The 15,842-nt window shown below is 38.3% G+C and carries 13 protein-coding genes; all 13 read left to right on the forward strand.

All coding sequences use genetic code 11. From position 1 onward, the window contains the following. The 13 genes from ligA (at window position 1) to rlmD (ending at window position 15,822) form a co-directional block, all read left to right on the forward strand. Entirely contained in the window at window positions 1-2,004 is a 2,004-nt protein-coding gene (ligA, locus tag IEV74_RS09315) for an NAD-dependent DNA ligase LigA (RefSeq protein WP_188455107.1), read from the forward strand. A gap of 11 nt (window positions 2,005-2,015) precedes the next feature. Beyond that, window positions 2,016-3,284, forward strand: coding sequence for a CamS family sex pheromone protein (locus IEV74_RS09320; protein ID WP_229683113.1), 1,269 nt, complete (start codon window positions 2,016-2,018; stop codon window positions 3,282-3,284). Window positions 3,285-3,412: 128 nt separating this feature from the next. Continuing rightward, window positions 3,413-4,963, forward strand: a complete 1,551-nt coding sequence (pruA, locus tag IEV74_RS09325; protein WP_188455108.1) for an L-glutamate gamma-semialdehyde dehydrogenase — start codon at window positions 3,413-3,415, stop codon at window positions 4,961-4,963. A 222-nt stretch (window positions 4,964-5,185) separates the two neighbouring features. After that, window positions 5,186-6,448 (forward strand): helix-turn-helix domain-containing protein, encoded by a 1,263-nt coding sequence (locus IEV74_RS09330; protein ID WP_188455109.1) that lies wholly within the window; start codon window positions 5,186-5,188, stop codon window positions 6,446-6,448. A 14-nt stretch (window positions 6,449-6,462) separates the two neighbouring features. After that, entirely contained in the window at window positions 6,463-6,606 is a 144-nt protein-coding gene (locus IEV74_RS09335) for a hypothetical protein (RefSeq protein WP_188455110.1), read from the forward strand. Window positions 6,607-7,032: 426 nt separating this feature from the next. After that, on the forward strand, window positions 7,033-8,553 hold the full coding sequence (gene putP / locus IEV74_RS09340; RefSeq protein ID WP_188455111.1) for a sodium/proline symporter PutP: 1,521 nt from the start codon (window positions 7,033-7,035) through the stop codon (window positions 8,551-8,553). Between the two features lie 162 nt (window positions 8,554-8,715). After that, window positions 8,716-9,006, forward strand: a complete 291-nt coding sequence (gene gatC, locus IEV74_RS09345) for an Asp-tRNA(Asn)/Glu-tRNA(Gln) amidotransferase subunit GatC (protein WP_188455112.1) — start codon at window positions 8,716-8,718, stop codon at window positions 9,004-9,006. 12 nt (window positions 9,007-9,018) lie between these two features. Further along, window positions 9,019-10,491 carry an Asp-tRNA(Asn)/Glu-tRNA(Gln) amidotransferase subunit GatA gene (gene gatA / locus IEV74_RS09350; RefSeq protein ID WP_188455113.1) on the forward strand — a complete coding sequence of 491 codons (1,473 nt, stop codon included), beginning with the start codon at window positions 9,019-9,021 and terminating at the stop codon, window positions 10,489-10,491. After that, a complete protein-coding gene (gene gatB, locus IEV74_RS09355; RefSeq protein ID WP_188455114.1) occupies window positions 10,491-11,921 on the forward strand; it encodes an Asp-tRNA(Asn)/Glu-tRNA(Gln) amidotransferase subunit GatB in 1,431 nt (476 codons plus the stop codon). Before gatA ends, gatB begins: the two co-directional genes overlap by 1 nt. Window positions 11,922-12,229: 308 nt before the next feature. After that, window positions 12,230-13,144 carry a diacylglycerol kinase gene (locus IEV74_RS09360; RefSeq protein ID WP_188455115.1) on the forward strand — a complete coding sequence of 305 codons (915 nt, stop codon included), beginning with the start codon at window positions 12,230-12,232 and terminating at the stop codon, window positions 13,142-13,144. Between the two features lie 272 nt (window positions 13,145-13,416). Beyond that, on the forward strand, window positions 13,417-13,971 hold the full coding sequence (locus tag IEV74_RS09365) for a DUF6036 family nucleotidyltransferase (protein ID WP_188455116.1): 555 nt from the start codon (window positions 13,417-13,419) through the stop codon (window positions 13,969-13,971). Continuing rightward, window positions 13,950-14,327, forward strand: coding sequence for a hypothetical protein (locus IEV74_RS09370; RefSeq protein ID WP_188455117.1), 378 nt, complete (start codon window positions 13,950-13,952; stop codon window positions 14,325-14,327). Before IEV74_RS09365 ends, IEV74_RS09370 begins: the two co-directional genes overlap by 22 nt. A gap of 118 nt (window positions 14,328-14,445) precedes the next feature. Further along, entirely contained in the window at window positions 14,446-15,822 is a 1,377-nt protein-coding gene (rlmD, locus tag IEV74_RS09375; RefSeq protein WP_188455118.1) for a 23S rRNA (uracil(1939)-C(5))-methyltransferase RlmD, read from the forward strand. Window positions 15,823-15,842: the final 20 nt, after the last annotated feature.

The raw sequence follows: 15,842 nt of genomic DNA on the forward strand, positions 1-15,842 counted from the left end.
ATGGATATACAACAAGCACAGGAACAGATTCAAACGTTGCGTGAATTATTAATTCAATATGGTCATGAGTACTATGTGCTGGATAACCCAAGCGTCCCTGATTCCGAGTATGATCAAAAATTGCAGGAGCTTCGCAAGCTAGAAGAAGAGTTTCCAGAGCTTATTACAGCAGACTCACCAACGCAGCGGGTAGGGGCAGAACCTTTGGATGCATTTCAAAAGGTGCAGCACAATGTTCCAATGCTTAGCCTGGGAAATGCTTTTAACGAGCAGGACCTGCGTGATTTTGCACGGCGGGCGAGTCAGGGCACCGATAAACCATTATCCTATGTTTGTGAATTAAAAATTGATGGATTAGCCATTTCCTTAACGTACGAGAATGGCAGGTTTGTACGCGGTGCAACACGCGGTGATGGTACAACAGGTGAAGATATCACGAGTAACTTAAGAACTATACGCAGTATCCCTTTGTCCATTAAAGAAAAGGAAACAATTGAGGTACGCGGGGAAGCTTTCATGCCACATAAATCGTTTCTCGCTCTTAATAAAAATCGTGATGAAAATGGTGAAGAACCATTTGCCAATCCAAGAAATGCTGCTGCCGGATCACTGCGGCAGCTTGATCCAAAAATAGCCGCGAAACGCAACTTGGACATCTTCTTATATGGAGTCGGTGAATGGGAAGCTGGAAATTTGCAATCACATAGTGAGCGCCTTAAATATTTAAAAGAGCTTGGATTTAAAACAAACCCAGAGTGGAAAAAATGCTCAAGTATCGAGGAAGTTATCGAATACGTAGAATATTGGGCAACAGAGCGTCCTAATTTAAGCTATGAAATCGACGGAATTGTTATCAAGGTTGACAGCCTTGAACAGCAGGAGGAATTAGGATTTACAGCAAAAAACCCACGCTGGGCAATTGCATATAAATTTCCGGCAGAAGAAGTAGTAACGAAACTGACAGATGTCGAACTAAGTGTTGGACGCACTGGCGTTGTAACACCTACAGCAATTCTGGAACCTGTAAAAGTTGCAGGAACTACTGTTAAACGTGCTTCATTACATAATGAAGACTTAATTCGTGCGAAAGATATACGAATTGGCGACACTGTAGTAATAAAAAAGGCCGGAGATATCATTCCAGAGGTTGTTCGGGTCATGGTAGACAAACGGACAGATAACTTAGAAGAATTTCACATGCCTGAGAATTGTCCCGCGTGTGAGAGTGAATTAGTTCGTCTAGAAGAGGAAGTGGCATTGCGCTGCATTAATCCAAATTGTCCCGCACAATTAAAAGAAGGGCTTATTCATTTTGTATCACGTAATGCAATGAATATTGACGGTTTAGGTGAAAAGGTCATTATCCAGCTTTTCCAGGAAGAACTGATCCATACAATAGCTGATCTATATCGTTTAAATCGGGAGGAACTGCTTAGTTTGGAACGGATGGGTGAGAAATCGGTTGACAACCTGTTAAAGGCGATCGATGCATCCAAAGAAAATTCATTAGAAAGACTGTTATTTGGCTTAGGTATTCGCTTTGTTGGTTCAAAAGCTGCGAAAACATTAGCAGAACATTTTGAAACAATGGAAAACCTGCAATCCGCAACATTCGATGACTTAATTGAAATAAATGAAATCGGTGAAAAAATGGCTGATTCTATTGCACAATATTTTTCAGAACAAGAGGTTAAGGATTTGCTTTTAGAGCTGAAAGACCTAGGTGTGAACATGGAATATAAAGGGAAGAAGCAGTCAGAACAAACGGAAGAAACTATTTTTACAGGTAAAACAATTGTGTTAACAGGTAAAATGGAGGGCTTTACAAGACAGGAAGCAAAAGAAAAAATAGAGAGTATGGGTGGCTCTGTAACCGGCAGTGTCAGCAAGAAAACAGACTTTGTCATTGCTGGGGAGGATGCAGGTTCGAAATACGAGAAAGCACAAAAACTTGGAGTTACCATTTGGGATGAACAGCAGTTAAAGGAAGTTCTAGGTAGTTAAGGAGTGGAAACGTGAAAAAAATATATGTACTGCTAGTTTGCACACTTCTTTTAATGACGGGTTGTGCACCAAACATGAATGAAGATGAAGTTGTCCAGAAAAACGACGAAAAAGCTAATCAGGAAAGGTCTATCGTTCCCAGCTATCGATTGTCTGAAGAAAATTACAAAATGATTTTACCGTACCGTCCTAGTGCAGCTAGAGGCGTTATTACGAATCAAATGGGTAACCGTGTAGATATTGATGAGATGGAAGAAGGGCTTAGGCGGCATTCTAAGGCTATTTTCGATCCGGAAAAATATTATTTTGAAGAAGGGCAATATTTGACGGAGGATATGGTATACGATTGGTTAGGGAGGATGCCAAATAAAGAAGAACTAGAGGAAATGGTAAAAGAGAAAGTAAAAAGACTTGAAGATGATGGCCATAATGTTGATGAAGAGGACAAGGAAAAAATAAGAAAAGATTTACAGCAAGGGTTAAATCCTAAATTGGATGATCTTGATTTAGAAGGACTTGACAAGGATGCAAAAAAAGAAAAGGAAATAGAAAATCAACGTGAAAATCCACGTTATTTATCCCATATTCTGGAGCAAAACTTCCTAAAGAAAAATGAGGATAAATCAGCTGAACTGGTGGGGGTATCTATTGGTATAGCATTAAAGTCGGTCTATCGTTTTCAAACAGAAATTGGCGGCCCATACTATTATGAGGACATTTCAAAAGATAAAATGTTAAAGCAAGGCAAAAAGGTTGCTCAGACTATTTTAAAACGTGTTCGTCAGATTGAAGAATTAAAAAATGTTCCAATCATGATCGCGCTGTACCGTGAAGAAGATCAAGGGTCACCTGTACCAGGAAACTATGTCGCTAAAACCGCTGTAAAGGGCGGCGTAACGGAAATTGACGAGTGGAATGCGATTGGCGAAGAATATATTCTCTTTCCGTCGGACGAGGGGGAGGAAAAGTATTATGACGACTCCCAGCTTGTAGACAACTTTGGTAAGGAAATTCAGGAGTATTTTCCAAATTATGTTGGCGTAATTGGAGAGGGATTCTATATTAAAGAAGAGTTGAAAAAGCTTACCCTAACAGTACCAATAGAATTTTATGGCAAGGGGGAAGTGATTGGCTTTACACAGTATGCCTATGGCTTGGTAAAAGAAATGTTTCCCGATTATTACGACTTGGAAATTAAAATAAAGTCAAACGATAAATTGGAAAGCTTAATATACCGTAATGCTGGTGTTGACGATCCAACTGTGCATATTTTGCATTAATTAATTTGAATTAATTGAACTGAAATTTTAATTCGGTTAAAATGATGGATGGGCATGCTCCATCCTGAGTAATATTGAAAACGGAATCATTGCTGGAGTAATAATAGATAATATAGGAGGGTTTTTTCATGGCAGTAGTACCATATAAACATGAGCCTTTTACAGATTTTACAGTAGAAGAGAACAGAAAACTAATGCAAGAGGCTATTAAAAAGGTAGAAGCAGATCTTGGTGGAGAATATCCATTAATTATCGGTGGGGAACGTATTACCACAGAAGATAAAATTGTTTCTGTTAACCCTGCAAATAAAAAAGAAGTTATCGGTTATGTTTCAAAAGCAAATAAGGATCTTGCTGAAAAAGCTATGAAGGTAGCTGATGAAACATTTGAAACTTGGAGAAAGTCTGATCCGAAATTCCGTGCAGACATTTTATTCCGTGCTGCAGCAATCGTTCGCCGCCGCAAGCATGAGTTTACAGCCCATTTGGTTAAAGAAGGCGGAAAACCATGGAAAGAGGCCGACGCTGATACAGCGGAAGCAATTGATTTCATGGAATATTATGGACGCCAAATGCTTGAATTAAAAGATGGTGCAAAGGTAAACAGCAGACCTATTGAACATAATCAATTTAATTATATTCCATTGGGCGTTGGTGTTGTTATTTCCCCATGGAACTTCCTATTTGCAATTATGGCTGGTACAACAGTTGCAGCTATGGTATCAGGTAATACTGTACTTCTAAAACCTGCAAGTGCTACACCAGTGATTGCCTATAAATTAATGGAAGTATTAGAAGAAGCAGGTATGCCTAAAGGTGTCATTAACTTCATACCTGGTCCCGGCAGCGAGGTTGGCGACTACTTAGTAGATCACCCGCGTACTCGCTTCGTAAGCTTTACTGGATCTCGTGATGTAGGTACACGCATTTTTGAACGTGCAGCAGTTGTGCACAAAGGACAAAAATGGTTAAAACGTACAATCATTGAAATGGGTGGTAAAGATACCATCGTTGTTGATAAAGAAGCAGACCTGGAGCTGGCAGCACAATCAATCGTTCAGTCAGCATTCGGTTTCTCAGGTCAAAAATGTTCTGCATGTTCACGTGCGGTTATTCATGAAGCTGTCTATGATCAGGTGAAAGATCGTGTAGCAGCATTGACAAAAGAATTGTCTGCAGGAGATCCAACAACAAATGAACATTTCATGGGACCTGTTATTGACCAAGGTGCATATGACAAAATTATGAGCTATGTTGAAATTGGTAAAAAAGAAGGACAGCTTCTTGTAGGTGGAGAAGGGGATGACAGTAAAGGCTGGTTTGTAAATCCAACTGTCTTTGCAGATCTTGACCCTGAAGCACGTATTATGCAAGAAGAGATCTTTGGACCTGTTGTTGGCTTAACAAAAGCTAAGGACTTTGATCATGCAATTGAAATTGCTAACAACACAGAATACGGTTTGACTGGTGCAGTTATCACAAACAACCGTACACATTTAGAAAAGGCACGTGAAGACTTCCATGTTGGTAACCTTTACTTCAACCGTGGCTGTACAGCAGCTATTGTTGGCTATCAGCCGTTTGGCGGATTCAACATGTCTGGAACTGACTCAAAAGCTGGTGGTCCAGATTACCTAATCCACCACATGCAAGGTAAAACAACATCAGAAATGCTTTAAGAAAATAGATATATTTTATCAATAAAGACCTTTTTCAGTTGAAAGAGGTCTTTTTTTGTCTAATTTTCCTCATTCCAGGAAAGTAGGCAAGTTTTTAGTGGGATAACTCGTCTTATTTACCCTCAACTTTCCCAATATGAATTTTTGGAAATTCATGCTATTATATAAATATAGAAAGTTTAGGATTCAATTTTAACAATAGCTTGTGAGGTGGGTATATAGATGGAGATCGGACCTTATATCAAATTACACCGTATTAAACAAGAAATGACCCAAGCAGAGCTGGCTGAAGGAATAGTTTCTTTTGCCTATTTGTCAAAAATTGAAAACCAAAAAACGGAAGCAAGCCCTGATGTTATCAGCTTGCTGTGCACCCGCCTCGGGATCCAGCTGGATAATGAAAAGGATATAACCATTAAAGAGAAATGCCAGCAATGGTTTGGTCAATTATTTGAGGTTAATAATAAAGAAGAAATTAAAAAGAATTACAAAGAACTTGAAGAATTAATGGAAACAACACATTCAGAAAGTCTTGTAATGTATGAGATACATAAGATTAGATACTTCTTGATTTTAGGTGAAAAGGAAGAAGCGTTAAAACAAATTAATAGTCTTGCTGAAATATCCAGCACTTTTGATAGTTTACACCAGTTTTACTGGTATAAATTTAAGGGTAATTATAATTCAACTGATGGAGAGTTTAATCAGGCAATGAGAATGTACAAGTTAGCGGAAGATAAGCTTAATCAGCTTGATCTGGCAGAGGAAGAAATAGCTGATTTGCATTACACGATTGCTGTAACACATAGTAAATTACGTAATACACTTGAATCGATTGATTATGCAGATAGGGCTTTAGACATTTTTCGGATTCAATATAACTTTATAAGATGTGCACAATGCCACATTTTGTTAGGTATATCATATCGTCGAATCAAAATGTATGATAAGTCCATAAAAAATCATAATTTGGCAAAGCATCTGGGGAATTTAAGTAAAAATAAACAGGTTATTCAATTAACGAATCAAAATTTAGGATATTTACACTCTACTAAAGGTGATATCAAAGAAGCAATTCATTATTACACCGAGGTTGTAGATGATCCGGAAGTAGACTTAAATGCAAGATTGACTGCGGTTACATCACTAATAAAGGAGTATTATAATATTTATAATATAGATCAGACTAAGGAAATGATTGAAAAAGGAATGGAGCTTTTAGAAGGAGATGTAAGTGAAACATACAGGCTATACCGGTATGTTATCAATACTTATGATTATGCAATTAAGCAAGAAAAAGAAAAATTTGAATCACTCGTTATTGACGAGTTTATTCCATATTTACGCAAGCATAAAGACTACGCAAATCTGGTTGTTTATGCAAACATGCTTGGTAAACACTACGAGAAAGTAAGTAAGTACAAGGATTCCGTCAAGTATTATAAGCTTGCAAATCTTACTTACGAGGAATTAGTCAACCTTTAAAGGAGGGGAGAATTATGAAGAAATTGATTGCTTCAGTAGCGCTGGGCACTCTTCTTGTTGCTGGATTTTTGTTCTCACAGGACAATCAGCCAGCAGATACAGCAATGGACTTAGAGCCTAGCATTTTTTCAATTGGCAACACCGGCTCTTTCTTCTAAGCTAGAAGAATTCTAGTCAATCATTTTTTTACCCTATTACTATATGATTTGCCTGAAATGGTGTGGAAACTGTTTCAGGCCTTTTTTTGTCAAAAAAGATATTATGACTTAAGAAATATGTATCCGCTTACTTAAAGAAAGCAAAAATTCAAAACTATTCTAATATGACCTAAGCCCTATTATGACAGGGTTAATACCATAAATTCGAAACTAGACAGGTGCTATTGTAAAAAGATACATGATGTGTAAATATTATGTATATGCTATTATATAGGTACTATTTAGTATTTATAAATTATTCAGAAAGGGGTGTGGAAAATGGAATATACAATTTCAGGTATTACATGGTTTTGGATATTTGTACCCATGCCATTATTGATTATTTTGTCCATTATTTCATTATTTACGGAAAGGAGTAATTAAACCATGGAAATAGAAACACTGATTACATTTATTGTTTATTTAGTTGGTATGCTTGTTATCGGTCTAATTATGTATTTTAGGACAAATGATTTATCCGATTATGTATTGGGTGGACGTACACTTGGTCCAGGAGTTGCCGCATTAAGTGCAGGTGCGTCGGATATGAGTGGATGGTTATTGCTTGGTCTTCCTGGCGCTATATATGCAACTGGTTTATCTGAGGCATGGATGGCAATTGGACTTTCAGTAGGTGCTTATTTGAACTGGCAATTTGTTGCGAAACGTTTACGTGTCTATACAGAGGTTTCCAACGATTCTGTTACAGTTCCAGACTTCTTAGAAAACCGCTTCAAAGATAAATCTCACATTCTACGAGTGATTTCTGCTTTAGTAATCTTATTATTTTTCACGTTTTATACATCATCGGGAATGGTCGCAGGTGCAAAGCTTTTCGAGGCATCTTTTGGACTATCTTATCAATCTGCACTTTGGATCGGTACAATTGTCGTAGTGTCCTATACACTATTGGGTGGATTCCTGGCAGTGGCATGGACGGACTTTTTCCAAGGATTATTGATGTTCCTGGCACTAATTGTTGTTCCAATCGTTGCCCTTAATGAATTGGGTGGCTGGGGTGCTGCAGTAGATGCTGTTGGTCAAATCAATCCAAGCCACCTAAATATGGTTGAAGGTGTCGGTATATTAGCAATTATTTCATCTGTTGCGTGGGGATTAGGATATTTTGGTCAGCCACATATTATTGTCCGGTTTATGGCATTGCGTTCACCGAAGGATGTTCCGAAAGCTAAATTTATCGGAACAACATGGATGATTTTAGGTCTATATGGTGCAATATTTACTGGGTTCGTGGGTCTTGCATTTATCAGCACACAGGATGTTTCCGTACTTGGTAAATTTGGTATTGATGTTGTTACAGAAGATGGGCTGCAAATGCTCGCTGACCCTGAAAAAATCTTTATCGCATTTTCGCAAATTTTATTTCACCCAATCGTTGCCGGGGTGCTATTAGCGGCAATACTTTCGGCGATTATGAGTACCATTGACTCTCAATTGCTTGTATCTTCTTCAGCCGTAGCGGAAGACTTTTACAAGGCTATTTTCCGTAAAAAAGCTTCCGATAAAGAATTGATTTGGGTAGGACGAATTGCCACTATTGCTATTGCATTAATCGCTACCGTTATTGCATTTAATCCAGAAAGCTCTGTACTTGAATTAGTTGGCTATGCATGGGCAGGGTTTGGTGCAGCATTTGGACCGATTATCCTATTATCGCTATTCTGGAAAAGAATTACTCGTAATGGTGCATTAGCAGGTATCATTGTCGGTGCTGTCACTGTAATCATCTGGGGTGATTTCCTTTCAGGTGGAATCTTTGATTTATATGAGATTGTACCAGGATTCTTATTTAACTTAATTGTTACTATTATTGTTAGCTTGATGGAAAAACCATCAGCGGAAATTGAAGCAGAATTTGATGAGACAGTAGCAAAATTAAAAGAATAGCAACGATCAAGATATCCACACTCCCATTTTTGGCTATAATAGCTTTGTGGGGTGTGGATATTTTTGTGCCCTGTATCCTCCATTAGTTGCCTACATACTACTAATTCTGCTATTATCAATAGTATTGTGAGAGTTTTTCTATATGTATATGGAGGTGTAAATATGGCAGATATTTCAAAGGATCAAGTGAAGCATGTCGCAAATTTGGCAAGACTTGCGATCACAGATGAGGAAGCAGAAAAATTTACGAATCAATTAAGTTCGATTATTAAATATGCTGAACAGCTGAATGAATTAGATACTGATGGTGTTGAGCCAACTACACACGTATTGGATTTGAAAAACGTTCTGCGTAAGGACGAGCCTAAAGAATGGATTACACAAGAAGATGCACTGAAAAACGCCCCAGATAAAAAAGGTGACTATTTCCGTGTGCCATCGATTTTGGAATAAGGAGGTCAAGAAATGTCATTATTTGACTACAGTATAAAAGAATTAGAACAGAAGCTGCATAATAAAGAAATAACTGTTACTGATTTGGTTAACACGTCCTATCAACGGATTGAGGAGGTTGACGATCAGGTACAGGCATTTTTAACGTTAGATAAAGAGAAGGCTATTAGCACTGCAAAAGAGCTGGATGGGTCAACCGTTGCTGAAAACGAGCATCCTCTTTTTGGTATCCCAAGCGGAATCAAGGATAACATCGTGACAAAAGCATTAAGAACAACCTGTGGCAGTCAATTTTTAAGAAACTTTGATGATCCGTTATACAATGCAACCGTTGTGGAAAAACTTAACGATGCAAAGGCTGTAACAATCGGAAAATTGAACATGGATGAATTCGCAATGGGTTCATCTAATGAAAACTCGAGCTTCACACCTACACGAAATCCTTGGAATACGGAATATGTTCCCGGCGGTTCCAGTGGCGGATCTGCGGCTGCAGTTGCGGCAGGTGAAGTACTATTTTCATTAGGATCTGACACTGGCGGATCAATCCGTCAGCCGGCAGCATTCTGTGGTGTAGTTGGTTTAAAACCTACATATGGAAGAGTATCCCGTTTTGGTTTAGTGGCATTTGCATCATCGTTAGATCAAATTGGACCAATAACTAGAAATGTTGAAGATAATGCACGCGTACTTGAAGTTATTTCAGGACATGACAAGATGGATTCCACAAGTGCAAATGTTGATGTTCCAGCCTATACCGAAGCATTAACTGGTGATGTAAAAGGGCTGAAAATCGCTGTACCGAAAGAATATCTTGCTGAGGGTGTTTCACCAGATGTCAAAAAGTCAGTGATGGATGCACTTAAGGTCTATGAATCATTAGGTGCTGAATGGGAAGAGGTTTCTTTGCCGCATTCGAAATATGCGGTTGCAACGTATTACTTACTTGCATCCTCAGAAGCATCCGCCAACCTTGCCCGTTTTGATGGTGTACGCTATGGCGTTCGCTCGGAAAATGCGGAAAATATGCTGGATATGTTCAAGATGTCCCGAAGTGAAGGCTTTGGGGAAGAGGTTAAACGACGCATCATGCTTGGAACCTATGCATTGTCGTCAGGTTATTATGATGCTTTTTATAAAAAAGCCCAAAAGGTCCGTACATTAATTAAAAATGACTTTGATAAAATATTTGAAGAATACGATGTTATTATTGGACCAACAACACCAACACCTGCGTTTAAAATCGGTGAAAAGGTGGAGGATCCATTAACGATGTATGCAAACGACATATTAACGATTCCAGTTAACTTAGCTGGAGTACCAGCAATTTCTGTACCTTGTGGTTTATCGGAAAATGGACTTCCATTTGGCTTGCAAATCATTGGAAAATATTTTGATGAGCGTACCGTTTATCGGACTGCACATGCATTCGAACAAGCAACAGATCATCATGCGAAACGACCTCAGCTTGGAGGTGCTAACTAATGAATTTTGAAACAATTATTGGACTTGAAGTACACGTTGAATTAAAAACAGATTCCAAAATATTCAGCCCAAGCCCAAATGCATTTGGTGCGGAGCCGAATTCTAATGTAAACCCAATTGATTTAGGGTATCCAGGTGTATTACCAGTATTAAACGAAGAAGCGGTAAATTTCGCAATGAAGGCTGCAATGGCGTTGAACTGTGAAATCGCGACAGACACAAAATTTGACCGTAAGAACTATTTTTACCCAGACAATCCAAAAGCATATCAAATTTCACAGTTTGATAAACCAATCGGTGAAAATGGCTGGATTGAAATTGAAGTGAATGGTAAAAAGAAACGAATCGGTATTACCCGTTTGCATATAGAAGAAGATGCAGGAAAATTAACACACGGGGATGATGGGTATTCTCTGGTAGACTTTAACCGGCAAGGAACACCATTGATTGAAATCGTCTCCGAGCCAGATATGCGGTCTCCTGAAGAAGCATATGCATACCTTGAAAAATTAAAAAATATTATTCAATATACAGGCGTATCTGATTGTAAAATGGAAGAAGGATCACTTCGCTGTGATGCAAACATTTCACTTCGTCCAAGAGGCCAAGAGGAATTTGGAACAAAGACAGAGCTAAAAAACCTTAACTCGTTTGCATACGTACAAAAGGGACTTGAATTTGAAGAAACACGCCAGGAGAAAGTTCTCTTAACTGGTGGTGAAATTCTTCAGGAGACCCGCCGATATGATGAGAAGACAAAAGAAACCATTTTAATGCGTGTCAAGGAAGGATCAGATGATTACCGGTATTTCCCTGAACCTGATCTTGTACCATTGTATATTGATGAGGAATGGAAAGAACGTATTCGCAGCCAAATTCCGGAGCTTCCAGATGCACGTAAAAAGCGTTTTATCGAAGAGCTTGGGTTATCGGAATACGATGCTCAGAACTTAACTAGTTCAAAGGAAATGGCAGACTTTTTTGAAGCGACGACTGAAAATGGCGCTGAAACAAAGCAAGCGTCCAACTGGTTAATGGGTGAGGTATCCGGATACATGAACAAGCACCAAAAAGAATTACATGACCTGGCACTTACGCCAGAATCACTTGGTAAAATGATTAAGCTGATTGAAGATGGAACCATTTCATCAAAAATCGCGAAAAAGGTCTTTGCTGAGTTGGTTGAAAAAGGCGGAGATCCTGAGAAAATAGTAAAAGAAAAAGGACTTGTTCAAATTTCTGATGAAGGACAGCTTCGGGATATTATCACAAAAATATTGGATGATAATGAACAATCAATTATCGATTACAAAAATGGTAAAGATCGGGCACTTGGCTTTTTAGTAGGACAAACAATGAAACAGACAAAAGGCCAAGCTAATCCGCCAATGGTTAACAAGATATTGAAGGAAGAAATGGATAAGCGCTAAACCTGTGTTTAAAAAGACTGCTGCTATAGGAATATAGTGGCAGTTTTTTTGAGGTAAGGGATGTAAAATATTGGATAAATACTACGATGCGTAAATCGGCTAAATCAAATGTGTCCCTTAATCCTGCCTTCTAATTGCCAACCATGGGAAGACAATTTATGGACAGAGCAGATCTGATAGCGGACAAAAATATTGTCTATTAGGCTTTTCAAAAATGGTAAAAAGGTCTATGATAAGATTTGTATGTATAAATTAGCTAACAAGTGACGGTACTATACCCTACTGACATTGCAATAGGAGGGAACATAATGAAGAGAGCCAGAATCATTTATAACCCTACATCTGGACGTGAGGCTTTTAAAAAGGAATTGCCAGCCGTACTGGAGCGGTTTGAGATAGCTGGATATGAAACATCAACACATGCGACTACCTGTGAAGGTGATGCTATAGAAGCGGCCAAAACGGCTGTGGAAAGAGGATACGACTTAGTTGTTGCAGCAGGCGGCGATGGTACAATAAACGAGGTAATTAATGGAATAGCGGAAAAGGACTTCAGGCCAAGGCTAGGAATTATCCCTGTAGGAACGACGAATGATTTTGCACGTGCATTATTTATTCCTCGCAATATCAGTAATGCTGTAGATATTATTTTAAACGATCAATCGATGCCTTTAGATATTGGAAAAGTGAACGACCATTATTTTATAAATATTGCTGGCGGTGGGAAGCTGACCGAGCTGACATACGAAGTACCCAGCAAGCTAAAAACAATGCTCGGCCAATTAGCTTATTATATGAAGGGAATTGAAATGCTTCCTTCGTTAAAGCCAACCAGCGTCAGGATTGAATATGACGATGAAGTGCTGGAAGATGACATCATGTTATTCCTAATCTCAAATACAAATTCAATCGGCGGATTTGAAAAACTCGCACCAACAGCTAAGCTTGACGACGGCTATTTTGATGTCATTATTTTGAAGAAAACAAACCTTGCTGAATTTATTCGGATTGCAACGTTAGCACTAAGAGGCGCACACCTTGACCATAAAAATGTTATTTACACGAAAGCGAAGCATATAAAAGTGGAGACATCGGAAAAAATGCAATTAAATATCGACGGCGAATTCGGCGGGCTCCTGCCTGGTGAGTTTAAGAATTTGAAACAGCATGTGGAGATATTTGTTCCAGATGAGTTTGTTGAGAAAAATGATGAAGCTGAATAGTAATTTCCCCCGGCAAGATTAGTGTGAATGCGCTATTTTGTTGGGGGATTTTTCATTCAGCATTAATGTCTAGTAATTCCTAACTATATTAATTTTCACTGTATGTTTATCTGAAATTAAAATGTATTAGTGGGATGTTTAGAAATGGGTTGATAACTCAATAGTAAAAAGATACTGATTTTGGTATAATAGGAGTAGAATATTCATTCATAAGTAATAGCACATTTTGTAGCCGCTGTTCACTACCGTAATAAAGGATGTGAAAGAGGGTTTTGGAAAAAATAACGAAAGAATTACTCATCGAGGTTTTGGAAATATTAGATGAAAAACTTGAAGAAAATAAATTAGAGCTCTCATTAAATATTTATGGTGGTACAGTTATGATGGCTTGTTTTGATGCCCGTCCAGCAACAAAGGATGTCGACGCACTGTTTGATACCTCCACTTTAGTTGAGAATATATTGACAGACATTGCAGAAATGTACGGTTTAAATAGTGATTGGATAAATCAGGACATTAGAGAACCAATGAGGTATATTAAAGAAGAAAGTTTAAAAGAAATCTGTTCATTTAAAAACTTAAGAGTATTTGCTCCTAGTGCTGAACAGATGCTAGCAATGAAAATATTATCTGCAAGACCTGAACCATACAGGGACTTTAATGATGCTGCATTTCTAGTGAATTATTTAAGCATTGACTCATTGGAACAGGTATTGAATATTTTTGAAAAATATGTAGGAAGAAAGTATTTGCGAGATCGACAAAAGATGGTTATAAATTATGTTGGAAAGGATCTGAACAAAAATTGGAAAGAGTTTTCAATATAATAAAAGCAGAAGACTTTAATTTTGCGCTAACAAATTTGCTTATTGATCTTTATTCTTCCCAATATGAGAAATATTTTGATGAACTTTTTTTGGATGAAAATGAAATTAATAAGTTAACTGATGAAGAACTAGATAAATTAACAAAGGTTGCAGCCATAATTGAATACGTTGGCAATAGGCAGCCAAGGGCGAAACTGTATGATTGGATTTATTCGGCATCATTAAAATTAGAAGAGCCCTATGTCCCCGGCGCACCGAAAGAGAGTGTTGCTCGGATTAAGCGGATTTTTTCTGCCCCGAAAGAATTCTCATTAAGAAATGTCTTTTTTGATGAGAAAACGTTAAAACCAGTATGAGAAAAAATTAATACTCCTTTTTAACTCCTTGTGGGTTTTAAAGGAGTATTTTAGTTGAAATAGACGAGATATGATAAGATGATAACCACAACATACACGAACGTAAAGGAAGATTAAAATGGCAAAACAAACAGCTCCCGTGAAAAAGAATGAAACAATTACCCTTAACTTTGAAGATCTGACCCATGAAGGAAATGGCGTCGGTAAAATTAATGGCTATCCATTATTCGTGCCTAATGCCCTGCCCGGTGAAGAAGCTATGGTGAAAGTGATAAAAGTAAATAAAAACTTTGGATTCGGTAAAGTGCTTGAATTAATTAAGGTGAGTCCCGAACGAATTGACCCCGTATGTCATATGAATTGTAATGGATGCGGTCTGCAGCACATGAGCTATAGGCTGCAGCTTGAGATGAAACAAAATCAAGTGAAAAATGCAATGAAAAAAATTGCGCATCTCGAACATGTACCGGTTCATCCAATCATTGGTATGACGGATCCGTTGCACTATCGTAATAAGGTGCAAATTCCTGTCGGTGAAAAAAATGGTGAACTAATAACGGGCTTCTACCAAAAACGCAGCCACCGGATCATTGAAAATACGGAAACATGTACAACACACAATGAAACAATTAATGAGGTGGTTAAGGAGGTTAGAAGCATTGCCGGCAAACTTGGGATAAAGGCTTATAATGAGGAGAAACATAGCGGTGTCTTAAGGCATATCATGGTTCGTACGGGTGACGCTACAAACGAAATAATGGTTGTACTTGTAACACGAACGGAAAAACTTCCTAATAAAGAAGTTTTGATAAAAGAACTCACAGGGGCATTCCCAAATATAAAGTCAATCGTGCAGAGTATAAATGATAAACGTACAAATGTCATATTAGGCAAAAGGACAAAGATTTTATGGGGTGAGGAATACATTTACGACAAAATCGGGGATCTGTCCTTTGCGATCTCGGCAAAGTCATTTTATCAAGTAAACCCGGAGCAAACGAAGGTGCTATACGATAAGGCGCTTGAATACGCACAAATTGGCGGGGAAGATGTTGTAATTGATGCCTATTGCGGGATTGGAACCATTTCATTGTTTTTAGCACAGCAGGCTAAAAAGGTTTATGGCGTGGAAATTGTTCCGGAAGCAATAAATGATGCTAAGAAAAACGCAAAGCTGAACGGAATTATAAATGCAGAATTTTACGTGGGAGAAGCTGAAAAAGTAATGCCCTGGTGGAAAGCACAGGGCTTGAATCCTGATGTTATTGTTGTCGACCCGCCACGCAAAGGCTGTGATGAAGCGTTATTACATGCTATGTCTGATATGGGACCGAAGCGGATTGTATATGTTTCATGCAACCCAAGCACATTGGCAAGAGATTTGCGGATTTTGGAAGATAGAGGGTATGAGGCGAAGGAAGTGCAACCTGTTGATATGTTTCCGCAGACGGGGCATGTTGAGTGCGTGGCATTGATGTCTAGGATAAATAGATAGAATATGGCCATGCACAAAGG

It is taken from the genome of Virgibacillus oceani (assembly GCF_014638995.1).
Taxonomy (GTDB): Bacteria; Bacillota; Bacilli; order Bacillales; family Amphibacillaceae; genus Virgibacillus_E; species Virgibacillus_E oceani.